Origin of the sequence: Actinosynnema sp. NPDC050801 (genome assembly GCF_040673975.1) — a bacterium.
GTDB lineage: Bacteria > Actinomycetota > Actinomycetes > Mycobacteriales > Pseudonocardiaceae > Actinosynnema.
On sequence record NZ_JBFAQZ010000003.1, the window covers coordinates 343,449 to 363,887 of the forward strand.

Annotated in this window: 16 protein-coding genes; 9 read left to right on the plus strand and 7 right to left on the minus strand. The window is 72.7% G+C overall.

The window, feature by feature from the left end:
- Positions 1–171: 171 nt before the first annotated feature.
- Complete coding sequence (locus tag AB0K14_RS09580; RefSeq protein WP_360459781.1) at positions 172–1,755, plus strand: lipase family protein; 1,584 nt, start codon at positions 172–174, stop codon at positions 1,753–1,755.
- Positions 1,756–1,798: 43 nt separating this feature from the next.
- Here AB0K14_RS09580 and AB0K14_RS09585 read toward each other — a convergent pair whose 3' ends face one another.
- Positions 1,799–2,488 (minus strand): hypothetical protein, encoded by a 690-nt coding sequence (locus AB0K14_RS09585; RefSeq protein ID WP_360459782.1) that lies wholly within the window; start codon positions 2,486–2,488, stop codon positions 1,799–1,801.
- Positions 2,489–2,979: 491 nt separating this feature from the next.
- Here AB0K14_RS09585 and helR point away from each other — a divergent pair, with 491 nt between their 5' ends.
- A complete protein-coding gene (helR, locus tag AB0K14_RS09590) occupies positions 2,980–5,178 on the plus strand; it encodes an RNA polymerase recycling motor ATPase HelR (RefSeq protein WP_360459784.1) in 2,199 nt (732 codons plus the stop codon).
- A 118-nt stretch (positions 5,179–5,296) separates the two neighbouring features.
- On the opposite strand, the gene AB0K14_RS09595 is transcribed toward helR, so the two are convergent.
- A complete protein-coding gene (locus AB0K14_RS09595) occupies positions 5,297–5,884 on the minus strand; it encodes a hypothetical protein (protein WP_360459786.1) in 588 nt (195 codons plus the stop codon).
- A gap of 662 nt (positions 5,885–6,546) precedes the next feature.
- Here AB0K14_RS09595 and AB0K14_RS09600 point away from each other — a divergent pair.
- Entirely contained in the window at positions 6,547–7,971 is a 1,425-nt protein-coding gene (locus AB0K14_RS09600; protein ID WP_360459788.1) for a WGR domain-containing protein, read from the plus strand.
- 405 nt (positions 7,972–8,376) lie between these two features.
- Here AB0K14_RS09600 and AB0K14_RS09605 read toward each other — a convergent pair whose 3' ends face one another.
- From AB0K14_RS09605 to AB0K14_RS09625, 5 genes are all read right to left on the minus strand, one after another.
- On the minus strand, positions 8,377–9,321 hold the full coding sequence (locus AB0K14_RS09605) for an LLM class flavin-dependent oxidoreductase (RefSeq protein WP_360459789.1): 945 nt from the start codon (positions 9,319–9,321) through the stop codon (positions 8,377–8,379).
- 116 nt (positions 9,322–9,437) lie between these two features.
- Positions 9,438–9,896 (minus strand): MarR family transcriptional regulator, encoded by a 459-nt coding sequence (locus AB0K14_RS09610; RefSeq protein ID WP_360459831.1) that lies wholly within the window; start codon positions 9,894–9,896, stop codon positions 9,438–9,440.
- A 59-nt stretch (positions 9,897–9,955) separates the two neighbouring features.
- Positions 9,956–10,273 (minus strand): antibiotic biosynthesis monooxygenase, encoded by a 318-nt coding sequence (locus AB0K14_RS09615; protein ID WP_360459791.1) that lies wholly within the window; start codon positions 10,271–10,273, stop codon positions 9,956–9,958.
- Between the two features lie 134 nt (positions 10,274–10,407).
- Positions 10,408–11,199 (minus strand): AraC family transcriptional regulator, encoded by a 792-nt coding sequence (locus tag AB0K14_RS09620; protein WP_360459793.1) that lies wholly within the window; start codon positions 11,197–11,199, stop codon positions 10,408–10,410.
- A 4-nt stretch (positions 11,200–11,203) separates the two neighbouring features.
- Complete coding sequence (locus tag AB0K14_RS09625; protein WP_360459795.1) at positions 11,204–11,791, minus strand: helix-turn-helix domain-containing protein; 588 nt, start codon at positions 11,789–11,791, stop codon at positions 11,204–11,206.
- A 74-nt stretch (positions 11,792–11,865) separates the two neighbouring features.
- Here AB0K14_RS09625 and AB0K14_RS09630 point away from each other — a divergent pair, with 74 nt between their 5' ends.
- The 6 genes from AB0K14_RS09630 to AB0K14_RS09655 all read left to right on the plus strand — a co-directional run bounded on the left by AB0K14_RS09630 (position 11,866) and on the right by AB0K14_RS09655 (position 20,301).
- Complete coding sequence (locus AB0K14_RS09630) at positions 11,866–12,867, plus strand: alpha/beta hydrolase (protein WP_360459797.1); 1,002 nt, start codon at positions 11,866–11,868, stop codon at positions 12,865–12,867.
- On the plus strand, positions 12,864–14,702 hold the full coding sequence (locus AB0K14_RS09635) for an ABC transporter ATP-binding protein (RefSeq protein ID WP_360459799.1): 1,839 nt from the start codon (positions 12,864–12,866) through the stop codon (positions 14,700–14,702). Before AB0K14_RS09630 ends, AB0K14_RS09635 begins: the two co-directional genes overlap by 4 nt.
- Complete coding sequence (locus tag AB0K14_RS09640) at positions 14,699–16,414, plus strand: ABC transporter ATP-binding protein (protein ID WP_360459801.1); 1,716 nt, start codon at positions 14,699–14,701, stop codon at positions 16,412–16,414. The genes AB0K14_RS09635 and AB0K14_RS09640 overlap by 4 nt, the downstream gene beginning before the upstream one ends.
- Before the next feature lie 378 nt (positions 16,415–16,792).
- Positions 16,793–18,253, plus strand: coding sequence for an RICIN domain-containing protein (locus tag AB0K14_RS09645; RefSeq protein WP_360459802.1), 1,461 nt, complete (start codon positions 16,793–16,795; stop codon positions 18,251–18,253).
- Positions 18,254–18,358: 105 nt separating this feature from the next.
- Positions 18,359–19,405, plus strand: coding sequence for a rhamnogalacturonan acetylesterase (locus AB0K14_RS09650; protein WP_360459804.1), 1,047 nt, complete (start codon positions 18,359–18,361; stop codon positions 19,403–19,405).
- Between the two features lie 35 nt (positions 19,406–19,440).
- On the plus strand, positions 19,441–20,301 hold the full coding sequence (locus AB0K14_RS09655; protein ID WP_360459805.1) for an SGNH/GDSL hydrolase family protein: 861 nt from the start codon (positions 19,441–19,443) through the stop codon (positions 20,299–20,301).
- Positions 20,302–20,439: the final 138 nt, after the last annotated feature.

Below are 20,439 nucleotides of genomic sequence, written 5' to 3' on the forward strand. Positions count from 1 at the left end.
GTGACGGCAGTCCCCCCAACGGCCTCGACGCTATCCACCCGCAGGGGTGAGGTCTGCGTCCCTTGGAGGGCTGTTCGGCCACCCGAAAGCACCACCGGTCGTCGCTCGGGGTCGGCAGGCGGCGGAGTTCACCCTCCTGGTGTCACCCCGAGCCGCTACCGTGCTGACGACGTGACCGCCTCCACCGGAACCGCGCCCGGCCGACCGCCCGGCACGCTGATCCGCGCCCGACCGCTCCCGTCCCGGTTCCGGCCGGACCACGCGGCGGCGGCGTACCGCGTGTTCTACCAGGGCGTCGGCCACGACGGCCGCGGCCGCCTCGTCACGGGATCGGCGTTCGTCCCCGACGGCACACCACCCGCCGCCGGCTGGCCCGTCGTCAGCTACGCCCACGGCACCACGGGCCTGTCCGACCGCACCGCGCCGTCCCGCACCGGCCTGCTCCGCTGGGAACGCGCGCACATCGCGGCGTGGCTCGCCGCCGGTTACGCCGTCACCGCGACGGACTACGAGGGCCTGGCGACGCCGGGTCCGCACCCGTACCTCAACGGTGAGGCGGTGTCCGACGACGTGATCGACATCGTCCGCGCCGCGCGACAGCTCGACCACCCGCTCGACCGCCGCTGGCTCGTGGTGGGCTTCTCGCAGGGCGGCCACGCCGCGCTGTTCACCGCCTTGGTCGCGACGACCTACGCGCCGGAGCTGGACTTCCTCGGCACGGTCGCGCTCGCGCCACCCGTGCACCTGGCGCGCGTCGTCGCCGCCTGCACCAGCGACGCGTCCGCGGCCGTGTGCGCGATCGTGCCCATCGTCCTGGCGGGCATGCGCACCCGGTACCCCGACTTCGCCCACGGCTTCCTCACCGACCGCGGCACCGCCCTGGTGGACCTGGCCGCGCGGGCGACCCTGGTGGAGATGTTCCGCGCCACCAAGGTGATCACCAACCACGAGACCGGCATGACCGACCTGACCCGCCACCCGCACGTGACCCGGGTGCTCGACGAGTGCCGCGTCCCGGTCACCCGGCTGGACCGGCCGCTCTTCCTGGCCGCCGCGGGCCGGGACGAGGTCGTGCCGCCGGCCGTGATCCACGACTTCGCCGCCGACGTCACCACGGCCGGCAGCACCGTCCACCTGACCACCTACCCGGACGCCGACCACGGCACGATCCTGGCCGCCGCCCACGCGGACACGACCACCTGGGCGGCCGCGATCACCGGCCACTCCCCCGCCCCGGTCGCGCACGCACCGCGCTTCGACCTGCTGGACGCCACCGACGACGGCTACCTGCAACGCGACGACTACGAGGCCTTCGCCCTGCGCCTGGTCCAGTCGTTCGGCCACCCGCCGCGCTCGCCCGCCGCGATGGCGGTCCGCTCCGCCTACCGCGCCCTGTGGCGCGCCATCGCGGACGAGTCCGACCTGGACCGGGACGGCCGGGTCGGCAAGCCCGAGTTCCTCGCCTGGGCGGGCCGCACCACCCACACCGCGTTCGACCGGACCCTCCGGCCCCTGGCGGCGGCCGTGCTGGCGCTGGTCGACACCGACGGCACCGGTGTGCTCGAACGCGACGAGTTCGTGACCCTGATGACCCGGTGCGGCCTGCCCGACGACGAGTCCCGCGCCCTCTTCGAACGCCTGGACACCGACCGGCGCGGCACCGTCGAAGCGGCCGAGGTGGTCGAGGCAACCAGGGACTTCTGCCTCGACCCCGCCCCGGACAAACCCGGACACTGGCTCTTCGGCCGGTTCTGACCGCCGCCCGCGACCACTCGTGCGCGGGCGAGCCGCCGGGTTGTCAGCTCGTCACGGAGAAGCTGTTGGACCGGAAGTCCATGCCGCCGGAGGACGACGTGATCTCGAAACCGAATTGCACGTCGTTCAGCGTCACGTCGCCGTACCAGCCGCGCTGACTGATCCAGCGCAGCACCGCGAGCACGTCCACCGTCCCGGCGTTGGTGTTGCTCGTGCGGACGAACGAGAACACCTGGTTCGACCCGTTGGAACCGCGGTGCACGTCCCAGGTGTGACCGCCCACCGACACCGTGGTCACCCGCGCGCCGATGGGACCGACCGCGCCCTGCTTGTTGACCCAGATCATGATCTCGTACGCGTGGTTGTCGGCCCAGATGTCGTACGCGGTGGCGTAGGCGCCGGCACCGGGCCGCGTCACGTTGAACGAGCTGGACAAGCGGGTCAACGAACTCAGCTTCCGGCCGATGTTGCGCGCCGAGTGCGGGTAGGACTTCACGCCGCCGGTGTTCGGGTGGTTCGCCCACACACCCCAGTTGCCGTAGGAGTTCGCCCAGATCGACTGCGGCCCCGCGCCGCCGCCCCAGACGTTGTTGCGGACCGTGTACCCGCCGTTCGACCAGGTGCCCCACTTGTCGCTGGAGGACCACGTGGCGGCGTGCGCCGCCCCCGCGTTCCCGACCAGGAGACCGACGAGCGCGACCACCACCGCGGCCGACCGCATCCGGTTCGCCATGTGACCACTCATTCCCGGGCGTCGTCGCCCATTCCGGCGCGCCGTGCCGGTTCCGGCACAAAAGCGCGCGAGCTCGGGTGTTACGACGGCGGAGCCGAACTGTCGCACGCGATTCACGGCGGGTCAACCGGGGAATGTGGATTCGAGGAATTCGAAGATGGTTCGACGGATTCGTTCGCGAATTCATTCGATGGTGACCTGGCTCACGTGGTGGCCCGGGGACGGCGACCAGGTGGCGGGGCGACCCCGGAGACGACGACCCCGGAGACGACGAGGGGAAAGGAGGGTATCCGCTCCTTTCCCTCTTCAACATATAGCGCACCGGGGGGCTTGCGGCAAGACCCGGGTGGTACCGCAGTATTGCCCGTCGAGGCCGGAGGGGGTCCGCCGGAGGACTTGACAAGGGGCGGACAATAAAAAGTCGGCGTGCTCTCCGCTGCTGCATGGAGAACCCGCCGAATCTAAACCGATTTTAACGCTGTGAGGGGCCTGTGTCAACTCAGGGGTACGAAGACGAATTGCGGTCCGAGCGGGACTACGTGGCCGGGCTCTACACGCGGCTCGACGCCGAGCGCACGCGGGTGCGGCGCGAGTACGACGCGGCCCTGCGCGGGAACGGCGGCACGCCCCTGGAGCGCGATGACGAGGTGCGCGCTTTGGCCAGGGAGGCCAAGCGGCTCGACGTCGCGGACAACGGGTTGTGCTTCGGCCGGTTGGACACCCTGTCGGGCGACCACTCCTACATCGGCCGCATCGGCCTCTTCGACGGTGGGAACGACTACGAGCCGGTGCTGCTGGACTGGCGCGCACCCGCGTCGCGCGCCTTCTACACCGCCACCGGCGCGAACCCGGAGAACATGCGCCGACGCCGCCAGTTCCACACCCGCGGACGTCGGGTGGTCGAGTTCACCGACGAGGTGCTCGGTCGCCCCGACGGCGCCGAACAGGGTGACGCGGCCCTGCTCGCGGCGGTCAACGCGCCGCGCGGCGAGGGGATGCGCGACATCGTGGCGACCATCCAGGCCGAGCAGGACCGGATCATCCGGCTCGAACACCCCGGCGTGCTGGTGATCGAGGGCGGCCCGGGCACCGGGAAGACCGTGGTGGCACTGCACCGCGTGGCGTACCTGCTCTACACGCAGCGGGAGCGGATGGAACGCCACGGCGTGCTCGTGGTCGGACCCAACCCGGCGTTCCTGAACCACATCGGCCGGGTGCTGCCGTCGCTGGGCGAGTCCGACGTGGTGTTCATGACGCCCGGCGACCTCGTGCCCGGCCTGCACGTCACTGCCGACGACACGCCGGACGCCGCGCGGCTCAAGGGCTCGCTGAAGATCCTCGACGTGCTGGCGGCGGCGGTCGCCGACCGGCAGCGGCTGCCGGTGCACCCGTTGCCGGTCGAACTGACCGACGTCTCCGACATCACCGTGCGGATCGACGCCGAGACCGCGCAGTGGGCCCGGGACGAGGCGCGGTCGAGCGGGCTGCCGCACAACGACGCCCGCGGGGTGTTCACGGAGATCATCACGTACGTGCTCACCGAACGGGCGATCGCCCGGATCGGTCGCGGCTGGCTGACCAGGGACGACCGGGACGCGTGGGAGCAGATGCGGGGTGACCTGCTCAAGGAGCTCGCGAACAACGAGGCGTTCACCGCCGCGCTGGACCAGCTCTGGCCGGTGCTGACGCCCCAGACCCTGCTTGCATCGCTGTACGAATCGCCGGAACGGCTGCGCGCGGCGGGTGCCGACCAGGCGTTGTGGCGTGCCGACGGCGAGGCCTGGACGGTCTCGGACGTCCCGCTGCTGGACGAACTGGTCGACCTGCTCGGCGCCGACAAGACGGGCGAGCGGGCCGCCGAGCGGGAGCGGAAGGCCGAGGCCGAGTACGCCGCGGGCGTGATGGACATCCTCCAGGTCGACCGCCAGGACATGATGGACGACGAGGACCACCTGCTCGCCCAGGACCTGCTCTACGCCGAGGACCTGGCCGACCGGTTCGTCGAGCACGACACCCGTGAGCTCGTCGAACGTGCCGCGGCGGACCGGGACTGGACCTACCGGCACGTGGTGGTGGACGAGGCGCAGGAACTGTCCGAGATGGACTGGCGGGTGCTGATGCGACGCTGCCCGGGCCGCTCGTTCACGGTGGTCGGCGACCTCGCCCAGCGCCGGTCGGCGGCCGGTGCGACGTCGTGGGACGCGATGCTGGAGCGGTACGTGCCGGGCCGCTGGGTCTACCGGTCGCTGTCGGTGAACTACCGCACCCCGGCGGAGATCATGACCGTCGCCGCCGCGCTGCTCGCCGAGTTCGCGCCCGACGTCCAGCCACCGGAGTCGGTGCGCGCGTGCGGCGTGCGGCCGTGGTCGAGGCGGGTCACCGGGGACGAGCTGGCCGCCGCCATCGAGGAGTTCACCCGGGACGAGGCCGGCCGTCCGGGCACGAGCGTGGTGATCGGCCCGCCGGGCGTGCCGGGCACCGTGCCGCCGTCGGAGACCAAGGGACTGGAGTACGACGCCGTCCTGGTGGTGGAACCGGAACGGATCCTCGCCGACGGCCCGCGCGGCGCGGCGGAGCTCTATGTCGCGCTGACCAGGGCCACCCAACGCCTCGGCGTCCTGCACCGGGACGCGTTGCCGGAGTCCCTGACCGGCCTGGCCGAGACGGCGACCACCGCGCACGCCGGGTAGTGCGACGCCCCCGGCTCGGTGACGCCCGGAGTGGTCCTCCCCGAGGGGCGACCGGGCGACGTGCAGGACGGCGTGAGGACGTGGTCGACGCCCCGGTCGACCACGTCCCGCCGGCACGTCAGTCCTCGTCCGGCACCACCTTGCCGATGGCGAGGGTGGCCAGTGCGGTCGCGTTGCCCTTGACGTTCGCGCCCTCGGTCTGGTTGGCGTACGCGACGGAGTAGACGACGTTGCGGTAGCGGACCACGACCTCGGCCGACCAGTCGGTCTTGTCCTGCTGCACGAGCAGGGCGTCGTCGGCCTCCGCCACGTTCACCGCGACCCCGCCGCGCACCCGGCTCTTCAGGTGCTCCTCCGCCCGGTCCACACCGGACTTCGTCCGGTCGGCGTGGTAGACGTAGCTGGTGACGATCAGGTACGCCGCGCGGACCTTGTCCTCGGCCAGGCGGCCGCTGTTGTTCCAGTTGCACTGACCCTGGTCGTAGGACTCCCGGACACCGGGGTTGGCCGAGCCCGCCTCGTAGTTCATCCGGCCGGGGATGTACGGGGCCACCTCCGCCTCGTCGAACATCGCGCAGCCGATCGGGGCCTTCTCCAGGTCCTGGGAGGTGTCCACGGTGGGCCGCGCGTCGGCCGAGTCGTCGAGCCTGGACACCACCCAGTACCCGCCGAACCCCAGGCCGAGCACGAGGACGACGACCACCACCGCGATCAGCGGGCCCTTCCCCCCGCGCCGGGGCGGTCCCGGCGGTGCGTGATGTGGCCCGGGCGGAGGGAAATGCGTTCCGGGCGGCGGGAAGTTCGGTCCCGGCGGTGGGCGATGTGGTCCGGGCGGAGGGAAGTTCGTTCCCTGCGGCGGGAACCGCGGTCCCGGCGGCGCGGAATGCTGTCCCGACGGCGGGGGATGCGGCCCCTGCGGAGGGAAGTCCGGCGGTGGCGGGGGGGAAGTTCGGGTGGTGCGGCGGTTGCGGGTGGTGCCGGGGTTGCGCGCCCGGTGCCGGGAACCGTTGTGGCGCACCGGGGTGGGTCATCGGGCCTCCTCGGCCAAGGCCTTCGGGTACCACATCGAGCTGGGACACCCGCGCTTTCATGACGATCTACCGGCACACCCCGGGAACGTGTCGTGACCTACCGCGCCTACCCCACGAAGACGCGGTGTGCGGACGACGACGCCCGAGCTGGATCCGCGATCGATGCATCGCGTCCGGTCGACACCCTACGAGCGCGGCGGGCCGCCCGGTGTCCGGTGAACACCCGACAGCGACCGCGCTCCACACCCCCGGATCCCCCCGGTGGACGGCGGTGATCCGGAATTGTCGGTGGCCACCGATAGCGTGCGACCAGTTGCCGTGAAGGGGGAACCAACGCATGTCTGCCACGACGTACCTGGAGCTGTCCGAGGCGGGCGGCGGCGCGCACAAGTTCTACGAGGTGCGCGTCGACGACACCGAGGTCACCATCACCTACGGGCGCATCGGTGAACAGGGCCAGGTCAGGAGCGCGACCTTCGCCGACCACGCCAAGGCCCTCAAGGCGGCCGAGAAGAAGATCGGCGAGAAGGTGCGCAAGGGCTACGCGCCCGCCGTCAAGGGGGTCCGCGGGCGCCGGGCGGTGAGCAGGCGGCAGATCGTCAGCACCCGCTCGACCGCCCACCAGGCGCCGGTGCTGTGGCGGTTCGCCTCCGGCGCCCCGGCGTTCGGCATCTTCATCGGCGAGGACCAGGCCTGGGTCGGCAACGAGAACGGCGACGTCTACACCCTCACCCACGACGGCCGGGTCACCGGGCGGTTCGGCCTGCCCGACGCCGTCAAGTGCATCGTGGCCGACGACTTCTGGATCTACGCGGGGTGCGACGACGGCCAGGTGTACGACCTCGGGGCCAAGGTGCCGCGGGTGGCCTACGAGATCGCCGACGACGTCGACATCTACTGGCTCGACATCCACGACGGCGTGCTCGGCGTGTCCGACCGCGGGGGCCGCGTGACCGTGGTGGACCACGAGGACGAGTTCCAGTGGTCGCGGCCCGCCACCGGCGACAGCGCCTGGATGGTCCGCTGCTCGCCGGAAGGCGTCTTCCACGGCCACTCCCGCGGCGTCACGCACTACACCGACCGCGGTCACCAGGTGTGGCACGCCGACACCGTCGGGCAGGTGCTGTTCGGCTGGCAGGAGCGCACCGCGGTCTTCGCGGGCACCAGCCGGGGCCGGGTGCACCGGTTCGACAAGGCCGACGGGCGCGAGACCGGCACCTACCGCTGCGACGCGGCCGTGTTCTCCTGCGCGACCTCGCCCGACGGCGAGTTCGTCTTCGCGGGCGACAACCAGTCCTCGGTGTACTGCTTCGCCGCCGACGGGACCCGGTTGTGGAAGCTCGCCACGGGGTGCGGCTCGGCGTTCTCCATGCAGTACCGCGACGAGCGGCTGTACCTGGTGACGACGGACGGTTCGCTGGCCTGCCTCGACGCGAGTCCGGCCGCCGTGCACGCGGCCGAGCAGGGGCAGCTCCCGCCGCGCCAGGACATCAAGGCGGGCAGCATCGACCGCGTCGAGGCCACCGCCGAGGTCGAGGTCGTCTCGCACGTCGACCCCGGCGAGGGCGTCGTCGTGGAGTGCGTCCAGCAGGGCGGCCGGATCAGGGTGCACGTCGTCTCGGACGGGTACGACCGCACGTGGGGCGTGCAGTTCCCGAAGAACATCCGCGTGCCCGGCGCCCGCTACCTGGTCACCGAGGTGCTCACCTCGGCCGGCGGGTCGTTCTACCGCACCCGCGGCGAGATCAAGCGCATCCGCTGAGCCCTCCCGGGGGGTGCCGGCGGGCTGCGGCAGGCGGGGGCACGGTCCGGGCCGGCGGGCGGCGTCGCGTACAACCAGCCGCTCGCCGGAGGCACGGTCCGGGTCGGTGGCCGGCGTCGCGCACGCCAGCCACCCACCAGGGGGGGGACGGTCCGGGTCGACGGTCGGCGGGCGGCGTCGTGAACGCCAGCCGCCCGCCAGGGGCCACAGTCCGGTCGGGGGCGGCGTCGCGCACGACCAGCCGCCCGCCAGGGACACGGTCCGAGTCGGCGGCCGGCGGCGCGCACGACCAGCCGCCCGCCGGGGCCGCAGTCCGGTCAGGGGGCGGCGGCGCGTACGACCAGCCGCCCGCCCCGGGGCATGGTCCGGGGCGGCGTGCCTCGACGCGAACCGCCGGCGCTCGGATCAGGGCGCCTTCGAGCTCGCAGCGCCCGGCGAGCCGACCGCGTTCGAGACCGCCTCGCGAACGGCGGGCACGACCTCGCCGGCCCAGCGGCCGAGGGAGGTGGCGTCTGGCGTGCCGCCCTCGGGCGAGAAGAGCGTGAAGCCCGACGCGCCGTGGTCCAGCACCGCCGAGGTCAGTTCCTCGACCCACTGCCCGGTGTCACCGCCGACCCAACGACCGTCGTCGTCCCGCGTGGCGGGCAGCGGCCGGTCGGTGATGCGGCCGGGGAAGTTGAAGATCGTGCGGACCTCCCGGGGCTCACGGCCGGCGGCGGCCGCCGCCTCGTCGATGACCGGCCGCGACTCCCGGTACCGCGTGCTGAGCCAGTCCGCCGCGTGGCCGGGGATCCAGCCGTCGGCCACCCGACCGGTGGCGGCCAGGGACTTCCGGCCGACCGAACCCGTCCACACGGACGGCGCGGCCACCGGGGCGGGCTGGATCCGGTCCACCCGGTAGTGGCGGCCGTGGTGGGTGACCGGCGGGCCGCCACCGGTGAGCTCCCGGATCAGCACGATCGCCTCCTCGAAGGCGTCCACGGCCTCGCCGGGTGACATCCGCGGCACGCCCATGTCGGCGATCCGGTCCCACAACCCGCCCGCACCCATGCCGAGCACGACGCGGCCACCGGAGAGCGCCGACAGCGACGTCACCGCCCGCGCGAGCATGGGCGCGGGCCGGGTCGGCAGGTTGGTGACGTTGGCGAGGCCCGCGATGCGCCGCGTGCCCCCGAGGGCGAATCCGATGGTGGCGTACGCGTCCAGGCGCTCGCCGAGGTACGGGTGGTCCGACAGCGAGAAGTGGTCGAGCCCTTCCTCGTCGGCTTGCCGGACCATGCGGAGCAGCTCGGGCCCTTCGCCGATGCGGCTGTGCGCGCCGAAACCGAAGACGACGTCGTGTACGAGCACTGTCCTGCCTTCCCGTGTGATCACCGCGTGCGGAGACGCAGGCCCGGACAACATTGAAGTTCGTACCACGAACCTTATTCGTTCGTAGTACGAACTTCAACGCGCCGTCCCGTGGATCACACCGCCTCGTCGGCGGCGGAGCCCTCTTCCGCCGCCAGGAAGACCTCCGGCACCTCGTTGTCCAGCACGACTCGGCCGAGCAACGCGGCGAGCGTCTCGCGCTCCCCGGCACCGAGGCCGGCCGACAGCTCCTCGACCCGCCGGCACGTCTCGGCGTAGAAGCCCTCGACCAGCTCGCTGCCGCGCGGGGTGAGCGCCACCCGCACCGCCCGCAGGTCATGGGGGTCCGGCTCGCGCCGCACCAGGCCGTTGCGCTCGGTGCGGTCCACCAGTCCGGTCAGGCTCGACTTGGCCAGCCGCAGCATCGCGCCGAGTTCCCCCATGCCGCACGGCCGCGCCATCAGCACGCACAGCAGCTGACCCTGCTGCGAGGTGACGCCGTGCTTTCGAGCCGACTCGGCGTACACGGCGTCCACCAGGAACGTCGACCGCACGAGAGCGGCCACGACACCCATCCGGCCGTCACCCTGTTTGCTCACGCAGCCAGGCTAACACCGGCAATTCGTGACACGAACTACCTCGCCGCCCGGTCGTCGGGGGCGAGCACGACGGTGAAGTGGCGGACGTGGTCGTCGACGTCGTCCAGGACATCCCGGGCGGCCGGGGAGACGGTGGCGGTCCGGTAGGCGTCACCGGCGAAGCCGCGGATCGCGTCCAGGGACTCGAACAGCGTGAGGGAGACGAACTCGACGCCGGTGTCGTGGTCGCGCCGCAGGAGGTAGGCGCCGCGGAACCCCGCCACCACGGCCAAGGCGTCGAGGGGGAAGAGGTCCTGGTAGGCGTCGGCGTTGTGGCGGTGCTCGGTTCGCGCGCTCCAGAGTCGGGCGATCATGCGGTGATCCCTTCCGGTCGACCGGCACCGGCACCGGCACCGGCACTGGCACTGGCACTGGCACTGGCACTGGCACTGGCACTGGCACTGGCCAGGATGCGACCGACCGCCCGTCCGGGCTTGAACGCGTGTGATCACCAGCCGCGCAGGACGGCGCGGACCCGGCCGGGCGGGCTGCCCAGCTCCGCGCGCAGGGTGCGGGTGAGGTGGGCGTGGTCGGCGAAGCCGAGGTCGGCGGCCAGGTCGGCGAGGTTCGTCCGACCCGCGTCGATGGCGTCCAGCGCGGCACGCACCCGCACCCCGGTCCGGAACGTCGTGAGGGTCGCGCCGGTCACGGCGCGGAACACGCGGGACAGGTGCGGGCGGGACACACCGAGTTCGGCGGCGAGCGCCCCGAACGTCGGCCCGGCCGGATCGGCGACCAACCGCGCACGGGCCGCGTCGGTCAGTCGGCGGTGCGACGGTGACCCGCCGCCCGGCGGCCGCGGGAGTCCGAACAGCCGGTCGGCGAGCGTGAGCACGCGCTCGGTGAGCTCGAACTCGTCGGCACCCTGCCGGGCACGCGCGAGCAGCGTGCGGTGCGCGAGGTCGACCGCCGCGCTCGTGGTCAGCGGCCGGGCGGCCGGCCCGTCGGGCAACGCCTGGTCGGCCAGCGCCCCGTCGAGGCTGATCACCGTGCACGCGTCCGCGACGCCGGGCCGGTGCGCGATCGCGTGCTCCGCACCGGCCGGCCGGACGTAGGCCACGAGCGGGTCGACCAGTCCCGTCCACCCCGGCAACCGCACCCGGAACAGCCCGCGCCGCACGAAGACCACCCGGTGCTCGGACACCGCCTCGGGCGGCCACCACACCGGGGTGCGCGCCACGACCCGCAGGTCGTCGACGGCGAAGCCGGTCCCGGTGGCGACCCGCAGCGTCGTGCGCAACGCCCTACCGCCCGCGCTTCGGACCGGCGTCGTCGACGAACTGGCGCAGGAGCATCTCGATCAGCGCGGTCACGTCCGCGTCGACCATCGGCGCGCCGGTCATGCCCATCCGGTGCAGCAGGGTCCCGACGGTGATGTCGATGATCAGCAGGACCCGGTCCTCGGGCTCGCCGAGCGTGTCCCGCAGCGCGCGCAGGTACGGGTCCTGCAACCACTTGGACAGGATCTCGCGCAGGGCGGGATCGCTCATCCCGTCCACGAAGACACCCGCGAACGCCGCGCCCACCCCCGGCTCGGCGATCCGGGCCGCGCCCCAGCGGACGGCCGCGGAGATGTCCTCCGCCCGGCTGACGCCCTTCAGCGGCAGCGGGCCGAACGTGTCGATCAGGCAGTCCGTGATCAGCGCGCCCTTGGACGGCCAGCGGCGGTAGAGCGTCGTCTTGGCGACGCCCGCCGCGGCCGCGATGCGATCCATCGTCGCGCCCGCGTAGCCCAACTCGTGCACGGTCCTCAGCGTCGCCGCGAAGACCACGGCGTCGATGCCCGCGCGCGGGCGTCCTGGTGGCCTGCCGGACGGGGTCGCTGGGGTCATGGCCACACGATAGCCAATTGCGCTACCATCGGTATCGCTACTATCGGTAGCGAAACTAATGTCGAGGAGGAGCCATGGGGGACGTCACGGGCGCCGAGCGCCCACCGCTGGGCATCCGGTTGCTGCACGCCGTGCTGCGGGAACCGGACTGGTCGGCGATGACGACCGGGGAGTTGGTCGCCCACCGCGACGCGGTGAACCGCAAGCGGGCGTCCCGGACCGCCCGGGTGATCACCGGGTTCCCGGATCGCGGCGCGCGGATCCGTTGGGAGGAGGTGGCGCTACCCGATCGCCGGCTGCGGGTCCGGGTGCACCGGCCGTCGACCGCGCGCGGCGACCTGCCGCTCGTGGTCCACGTGCACGGCGGGGCGTTCGTCGGCACGGCGGCGCAGAGCGACTGGGTCAACAGCCACCTCGCGGCACGGCTGCCGGCGGTCGTCGTGTCGGTCGAGCACCGCCTCCTGGATCCGGTGACGCCGCTGCCGGCGGCCGTCGACGACGCCTGGGACGTGCTGCGGCACGTGGTGCGGCACGCCCGTGACTGGGGTGTCGACCCGGCGCGGGCCGCGGTCTTCGGCGAGAGCAACGGCGGGCTGATCACCGCGCTGGTCGCGCTCCGGGCCAGGGGATCCGGCCTGCCGCTGCGGGCGCAGGTGCTGGTCAACCCCGCCGTCGACCTGACCGGGACGGCGTTCGACCACCCGTCGATGACGCGGTACGCCGACAGCCCGACCCTGACCGCGACCCAGGTCGAGCTGTACCGGCGACTGGCAGTTCCGCCCGGAGCGGATCCCCGCGCCGTGTCGCCGCTGCACGCCGACGACCTCAGCGGGCTGGCGCCGGCGCTCGTGGTGGTGCCGACCCTGGACCCGCTGGCCGATCACGGCCGCCGCTACGCCGAACGGCTGCGCGAGTCGGGCACGCCGGTCCGCCTCACCGAACACCCCGGGGCGACGCACGCCTTCGTCAGCATGCCTGGCGTGGTGCGGCAGGCCAGGGCCGCGCGGGCGGAGATCGCGGCATTCCTCCGGGAGCACCTCACGTCGGACCGGGTCGCGCCGGCGGGAGAACGATGACCACCACCGACCTCGGCCCGGCGACGGCGCAACGCACGACGGCGCAACCCGGGGCGGTGCAACCCGGGGCAGACCAGGGCATGGCACGGCTGCTGCGCCCGCACCTGCCCGGCTTCGCGACCGTGGTGGTGCTCCAGGTCATCGGCGCCGTCGCGGGGCTGGCGCCGCTGCTTGCGGTGGTCGAACTGGGGCGCACCCTGCTGTCGCCCGGCCCGGTGGACCACGGCCGGGTCTGGGTCGTGGTGGTCGCGGGCGCGGCCGGTCTGTTCGTGCGCCTGCTGTTCACGGCGGCGGCGTCCGGCGTCGGGCACGTGCTCGACGGTCGGGTGCAACTGGCGTTGCGCCGGGCGCTGGCCGCACGCCTGGGGCGCGTGCCGATCGGCTGGTTCTCCCGGCGCCGGACCGGCGAGCTGGCGAAGGTCGTCGGCGAGGACGTGAGCGCGGTGCACCCGTTCATCGCCCACGCGCCCGGCGAACTCGTCTCCGCGTTCGTGGTGCCGCTGGTGTCGCTGGCCTACCTGGTCGCGATCGACTGGCGGCTCACCCTGATCACGCTCATCCCGGTGGCGCTGGCCGTGTCGCTGGTCCCCCTGCTGATGCTCCCCGGCCGGTTGCGCGAGCAGGAGGAGCTCGACGCGGCGATGGGGCGGATCGCGAACTCGGCCGTCGAGTTCGTGCAGGGCATCTCGGTGGTCAAGGTGTTCGGCGGATCCGGGCGGGCGCACCGCGAGTTCATCGACGCCGCCGACGCCTTCGTCGGCGTCTTCTCGCGGTGGGTGCGCGGCATGTCGGTGGTGGCCGCCGGGATGCAGCTCGCGCTGTCGCCGCCGTTCGTGCTGCTGGTGGTGCTGGTCGGTGGCTCGTCCCTGATCACGTCCGGCGGCCTGGCCCCGGCCGACCTGCTGCCGTTCCTGCTGCTCGGCCTGGGCCTGACCGCACCGGTGGCGGCGCTCGGCCACGGCTTCGACGACCTGCGGGCCGCACGGCGCGCGGTCGGGCGGATCAAGGACGTGCTCGCGGTGCAGCCCCTGCCGGAGCCCGGGAACCCCGTCGCACCGAGGGGTCACCGGGTGGAGCTGCGGGACGTCCGGTTCGGCTACGCCGAGGACCACGAGGTGCTGCGCGGGATCGACCTGGTGCTCGAACCGGGGACGGTCACCGCCGTCGCGGGGCCGTCGGGCAGCGGCAAGTCCACGCTGGCCCAGCTGGTGCCCAGGTTCTTCGACCCCACCGGCGGCTCGGTGCTGCTGGGTGGTGTCGACCTGCGTGAGCTCGGCAGCCGGGAACTCCACCGCACGGTCTCGTTCGTCTTCCAGGACGTCCGCCTGCTGCGCGCGTCGGTCGCGGACAACATCGCGTTGGCGGTACCGCGGGCCGACATGGACGACGTGGTGCGCGCCGCACGGTCGGCGAACATCCACGACCGCATCCTCCAGCTGCCACGCGGGTACGACACGGTGATCGGCGAGGACGTCGAGCTGTCCGGTGGCGAGGCCCAGCGGCTCTCGATCGCACGCGCGCTGCTCGCCGACGCGCCCGTCCTGGTGCTGGACGAGGCGACCGCCTTCGCCGACCCGCCGACCGAACAGGCCGTGCGCCGGGCACTGGCCGCGTCGGCGGGCGATCGGACGGTCCTGGTCATCGCCCACCGGCTGGAGACGGTCGCCGACGCGGACACCGCCGTGCTGCTGGAGCACGGGGTGATCGTCGAGCGCGGCAAGCCGGCCGAACTGCTGGCGCGCAACGGGGAGTTCGCCGCGTTCTGGCACTCCCACCGGTCGGCGACCCTGGACGAGCGCCCCGGCGCCGTGCCGCGAGGAGGCGGGTCCCGATGATCCGGATGGTGCTGCGCGTGCTGGGACATGAGTACGCCCGGTCGATGCGTCGCACGGTGGCCCTGATGACGATCACCGCGATCGCCGAGGGGCTGACCTGCGCACTGCTGGTCCCGGTGCTGCGGGCGCTGCTGGGTGGCACGCCCGGCGACGCCGAACCGTGGCTGATCGCGTTCGGGGCCTCGGTCGCGGTCTACGCGGTGCTGCGCTACGCCGGCGACCTGTCCGGCATGCGCGTCGGGACGACGATGTTGCGCGGCATGTACCACCGGCTCGGCGATCACCTGGCCCGGCTGCCCATCGGCTGGCACGACACCCGTCGGGTCGGCGAGGTGTCCCTCATGGCCGGCCGCGGCCTCCTGGCGGCGATGGGCGTGGCGGCGCACCTGCTGGCGCCGTTCATCTCCGCCCTGGTGACCCCACTGACGTTGGTGGTCGTGATGCTCGCGTTCGACTGGCGGATGGGGCTGGCCGCGTTGGTCGCCGCACCGGTCGTGGCGGTGATCCAGGTGCGGACGGCGCGTTCGGCGGCCGCCGTCGACGCCGAGCGCCACGAACGCGACCGCGAGGCCACCGCCCGGGTCGTCGAGTTCCTCCAGGCCCAGCCGGTGCTGCGGGCGGGTGGCCGGACCGGTGAACGCTTCGCGTTGCTGGACGACGCGCTGCACGAGGTCGAGCGCGCGTCCCGCCGGGCTGTGCGGTCGGCGTTGCCGGGCGCGGTGGGCCTGACGCTCGTGGTGCAGGCGGTGTTCACCGCGGTGGTGGCGCTGGGCGGCTACCTCGCGCTCGGCGGGCACATCGGCGCGGCGGAGGTCCTGGCGATCCTCGTGCCGGCCGCCCGTTGCGCCGATCCGCTGCTGTCGCTGTCCGACATCGGCGGCAAGCTGCGCGGCGCGCGGGCCGAGCTGGCGAGGCTGGAGGCGGTGTTGCGCACCGATCCCCTGCCCGAAGCCCTCGAACCGGTCCGGCCGGTGCGCCACGACCTGGAGTTCGAGGCCGTCACCTTCCGGCACGGCGAGCGCACGGTGCTCGACGGCATGTCGTTGACCGTGCCGCAGGGGCAGCGGCTCGCCGTCGTCGGGCCGTCCGGTGCGGGCAAGAGCACCCTGCTGCAGTTGGTGGCGCGGTTCTACGACGTCGATGCGGGCGCGGTGCGCGTGGGTGGCGTGGACGTGCGCGCGATCGACTCCGAGGTGTTGATGGCGGGCATCGCCATCGTGTTCCAGGACGTCTACCTGTTCGACGGCACGATCGAGGAGAACGTGCGCCTCGGCCGTCCCGACGCCGACGAGGCCGACGTGCGGGCGGCGGCGACCGCGGCGCGGTTGGACGAGGTGGTCGAGCGCCTGCCCGGCGGGTGGGCGACGAACGTCGGCGAGGGCGGAGCGCTGCTGTCCGGTGGTGAGCGCCAGCGGGTCTCGATCGCGCGGGCGCTGCTGAAGGACGCGCCCGTCGTGCTGCTGGACGAGGTGACCTCGGCGCTGGACCCGGTCAACGAGGCGGCCGTGCACGAGGGCGTCGAACGCCTGATGGCGGGCCGGACGGTGGTGATGGTGGCGCACCGCATGAGGACCGTCCGACGAGCCGACCGCGTCGTCTTCCTGGACGGCGGCCGGATCGTGGAGGAGGGCACCCACGACGAACTGCTGCGGCACGGCGGCCGTTACGCCGACTTCTGGCACATCTCCGGGACGGCGCCGGGGAGTGGCTGAGGCGCGTCCGAGCCGAACCGCGGTCCGGCCGGCCGTACCAACGGCGTTGGGCACTCGGGCGGCTTGCGCCCGGGCGCCGCGGCGGGTGTAGTGGAAAGCGCTTTCACCACCTGCCGCCACTACCGGAGCCGCCGCCACCAGACCCGACCGACACACCCCGATCGTGGAGAGGGCCGGTGAATGCCGACCCTCTCCACGGCGTGGTCCCGACTATTCCGTCTCAATGGTTTCACCGTCTTGGCGGTCACGAAGAGGGCGAACCGGACTTTACCCATACGAGATGCGGCCATTGACGTTGACGCGAGTCCGACGCAACTATTTCGCCGAGAAAAACCACCCGGTGGTACCGCCGCACCACCCCAGGCGAAAGGCACGGACATGACATTGTCGTCATCCGGTGCGCTGGCCGTCACGGTCGGGGTGCTCGCCGCGCTCACGTCGGTCGCGCCGTCGGCGCAGGCCGCCACCGTGGACACCACGGCCACGTACGCGGTGGTCGCCCGGCACAGCGGCAAGGCGATGCAGGTGCAGTCGACCTCCGACGGTGGCGCCGTCGTGCAGGCCACGAGAACCGATTCCTCGGCGCAGCAGTTCCAGTTCGTGGATTCCGGCGGCGGGTACTACCGGCTGAAATCCCGGCACAGCGGGAAGGTCGTCGGTATCGCCTCGTCGTCCACGGCCAACGGCGCGAACGTGGTGCAGTGGACCGACACCAATGGCGCCGAACAGCAGTTCAGCCTCACCGACACCGACGGTGGTCATGTCCGGTTCGTCAACCGCAACAGCGGCAAGGCGTTGGACGTGTGGGAGCGGTCGACCGCCGACGGCGCGCGGATCTCGCAGTACGACGTCAACAGCGGCACCAACCAGCAGTGGCAGCTCGTCCGGCTGGGCGGCGGCACGCCGGGCGGCAACGGCGCGCCCACCGACCCGAACGTCAAGTACTTCGGTCGGTGGAACACCGCCGACCCCACGGCGTACGTCTCGGAGTGGGCGGGCGCGTACGTGGTCGTGGGTTTCACCGGCCGCACGGTGAAGCTCAAGCAGCGCAACGCGATCGACTTCTACGTCAGCATCGACGGCGGTCCGGACGTGTCCTACGTCAACCGCAGCGGGACGGTGAACCTGACCCCGACTCCGCTGGCGGCGGGCAACCACACCCTGCGGGTGTCCTACCGGCCGATCGCCGGGTCCTACCGGGGCGACGCGGTCTACCGGGGTGTGGAGCTGGACCCCGGCGCGGGCACGTTCGCGCCGCCCGTGCCCGGCCGGGTCGTCGAGTTCGTCGGCGACTCCATCACGGTCGGGCAGCAGTCGTCCAAGCAGGCGTTGACGGCCTACGGCTGGCTGGTCGGCGAGCGGCTGGGCGTGGGCCACACGCAGATCGCCGTGGGTGGCGCGTGCCTGGTGTCGGCGGCGGACGGGTGCATCGGCATGAGCGACCGCTTCCTGCGCACCGGGTTGCAGGCCAACGCGACCAACTGGGACTTCTCCCGCTACCGCGCGGACGTCGTGGTGATCAACCTGGGCACCAACGACGTCGGCCACAACGTGACCGGCTCGCAGTTCCAGGCCGCCTACGTCACGTTGATCCAGCGCGCCCGGCAGAAGTACCCGACCGCCACGGTCCTGGCGATGCAGACCTTCCGCAAGCGCTTCATCCCCGAGACGCAGGCGGCCGTGCGGATCGTCAACGACCCGAAGGTCAGGTTCGTCGACACCACCGGGTGGATCGTCGAGTCCACCGACACCACCGACAACGTGCACCCCAACGACCAGGGGCACCGCAAGATCGCCGACCGGCTCGCACCGATCCTGTCGGCCGCGCTCACCGGCTGAGCCGGCACCACCCCCTCCCCCGCCGCACGTCCGGGCCGGGCAGCGCGCCCGGACGCGCAGCGGTGCCGTGCCCTGCCCACGAACCCGCAGCAAGGAGCGACCACCATGCCTCCTGGAACCGCCGTACTGCGTTCGGCGCTCGCCGTGACGCTCACCGCGTGCGCCTGGACCGCCCTCGCCGCCGCCCCGGCGCAAGCGGCGCCGGCCGGTTGCACCGGCACCGGCCCCATCACCTGCCGCTACGACGTGGCGCCCGGCCACTACGACGTCACCGTGCGGCTGGGCGCCACCACCCGCGCGGCCAACACCGGCATCACCGCCGAGGCGCGACGCCGGGTGCTCGGCGCCGTCGACACCGGCGCCGGTCAGCTCACCGAACGGGTCCTCACCGTCAACGTGCGACAGCCGGAGGGGCAGCCCACCGGCCAGGGCGGCACCGGGACACCCGGGCTGACCCTCGTGTTCGACGGTCGGGCACCGGCGGTCGAGGCCGTCACGCTCCGGCAGGTCAGGCCGCCCGCCCTGTTCCTGGTCGGCGACTCCACCGTGTGCGACCAGCCGGTCGCCCCCTACGCCGGCTGGGGCCAAGCCCTGCCCCGCCTCCTGCGCGAGGGCCTGTCGGTGGCCAACTACGGCGACTCCGGCGAGAGCTCCGGCTCCGTGCTGTCCAACGCGGCGCTGTTCCCCGCCGTGCGGTCGCAGACCCGCGCCGGCGACACCGTGATGATCCAGGTCGGCCACAACGACAAGCGCACCACCGCCACCACGTTCCGCGCCAACCTCACCCGGATGGTCCGCGAAGTCCGCGCGGCCGGCGGCACGCCCGTGCTGGTGACACCACCCGTCCGCAGGCTCCTCGACTCGAACGGCCGCCTCACCGGCACCGCGCGCCACGTCAACGAGCTCGGCGTGAACCTGCCCAACGAGATGAAGGCCGTCGCACGGGCCCAGGGCACACCCCTGATCGACCTCACCGCGTCGTCCGGCGCCCTGGTCGAGCAACTCGGCGCGTCGGCCTCCGAGAGGCTCTTCCTGACCAGGGAGAAGGGCGACAACACCCACTTCTCCGACTACGGCGCGGCCGCCATGTCCAACCTCGTGCTCACCGAGGCGGTCCGGCTGGGCGTCATCCGGTCGACGCAGGTCCGCTGATGTCACGAATTCCACCGAAACGACATGGAGGATCGATGAGGATTTCTTCACGGAGCAGGGTCCTGGCGGTCGTGATGGCCGTCTGCGCCGCGACGGCGACCCTGGTGACACCGGCGCACGCCGCGCCCGCTCCCGCCCGCTGCGCCGCCGAGCAGGCCGCCGGTCCGGGGGTCGCCGCCGCACCGTTCAAGGTGTGGCTGGCCGGCGACTCGACCATGGCCAACGGCAACAGCACGTGCCCGGTCGGCTGGGGCCGGGAGTTCGACCGGCTCTTCAACGACGACGTCACCGTCGTCAACAACGCCGTGGGCGGCCGCAGCATCCAGACCTGGCTGTACGAGTCGAACGTCAAGAGCACCAAGGACTCCACCGGCGAGTGCGTGGTCAGCCCGCGCACCTACGCCTCCCGCTGGGCCGGGATGCTCTCCTCGACCAACGGCATGAAGGCCGGTGACTGGCTCGTCATCCAGTTCGGCATCAACGACGGCGACCGCAACTGCCCGCGCCACGTCGGCACCTCGCGCTACCGCCAACTCCTCGCCACGATGGCGCGCGAAGCCAAGGCCCGAGGGGTCAAGCCCGTCTACGTCACCCCCGTCGCGGCCATCCGCTGCTCCGGCTCCACCGCCGTCGGCAACCGCGGCTTCGTGAACGAGACGATCGCCCAGGGCCAAGCCGACCAGGTGCCGGTCATCGACCTGCACCAGCGCAGCGTCAACCTCTACAACTCGCTGCGCCTGTGCCCCAACAACGGCAACTACGGCGAAGGCGCGGTCGGCGCGTTCTTCTGCAACGACCACACCCACTTCGAGGCGGCCGGCGCCGCCCGCATCGCCGAGGTGGTCGCCAGGGCACTGCGGGAACAGGGCATCGGCCTCGCGGCCTCCCTGCGCTAGGACGGCGCGGACCGGGGTGCTCCCGCCGGCACCCCGGTCCTCCGGCCGGCCGCGTTGAACGTTCCAGCGAACAGCCGTTGATCGGCGTGCTCGTCCGATGTTAGCGTTCACAGCACCGCTAGCAGTACGCCGCCGACC

Excerpts from the sequence above, each read along its gene's own strand:
- AB0K14_RS09600 (WP_360459788.1), top strand. The coding sequence starts at position 6,547 with ATGTCTGCCACGACGTACCTGGAGCTGTCCGAGGCGGGCGGCGGCGCG.
- AB0K14_RS09615 (WP_360459791.1), bottom strand. The coding sequence starts at position 10,273 with ATGATCGCCCGACTCTGGAGCGCGCGAACCGAGCACCGCCACAACGCC.
- AB0K14_RS09625 (WP_360459795.1), bottom strand. The coding sequence starts at position 11,791 with ATGACCCCAGCGACCCCGTCCGGCAGGCCACCAGGACGCCCGCGCGCG.
- AB0K14_RS09630 (WP_360459797.1), top strand. The coding sequence starts at position 11,866 with ATGGGGGACGTCACGGGCGCCGAGCGCCCACCGCTGGGCATCCGGTTG.
- AB0K14_RS09585 (WP_360459782.1), bottom strand. The coding sequence starts at position 2,488 with ATGGCGAACCGGATGCGGTCGGCCGCGGTGGTGGTCGCGCTCGTCGGT.
- AB0K14_RS09650 (WP_360459804.1), top strand. The coding sequence starts at position 18,359 with ATGCCTCCTGGAACCGCCGTACTGCGTTCGGCGCTCGCCGTGACGCTC.
- AB0K14_RS09645 (WP_360459802.1), top strand. The coding sequence starts at position 16,793 with ATGACATTGTCGTCATCCGGTGCGCTGGCCGTCACGGTCGGGGTGCTC.
- AB0K14_RS09610 (WP_360459831.1), bottom strand. The coding sequence starts at position 9,896 with ATGGGTGTCGTGGCCGCTCTCGTGCGGTCGACGTTCCTGGTGGACGCC.
- AB0K14_RS09640 (WP_360459801.1), top strand. The coding sequence starts at position 14,699 with ATGATCCGGATGGTGCTGCGCGTGCTGGGACATGAGTACGCCCGGTCG.
- AB0K14_RS09655 (WP_360459805.1), top strand. The coding sequence starts at position 19,441 with ATGAGGATTTCTTCACGGAGCAGGGTCCTGGCGGTCGTGATGGCCGTC.
- AB0K14_RS09635 (WP_360459799.1), top strand. The coding sequence starts at position 12,864 with ATGACCACCACCGACCTCGGCCCGGCGACGGCGCAACGCACGACGGCG.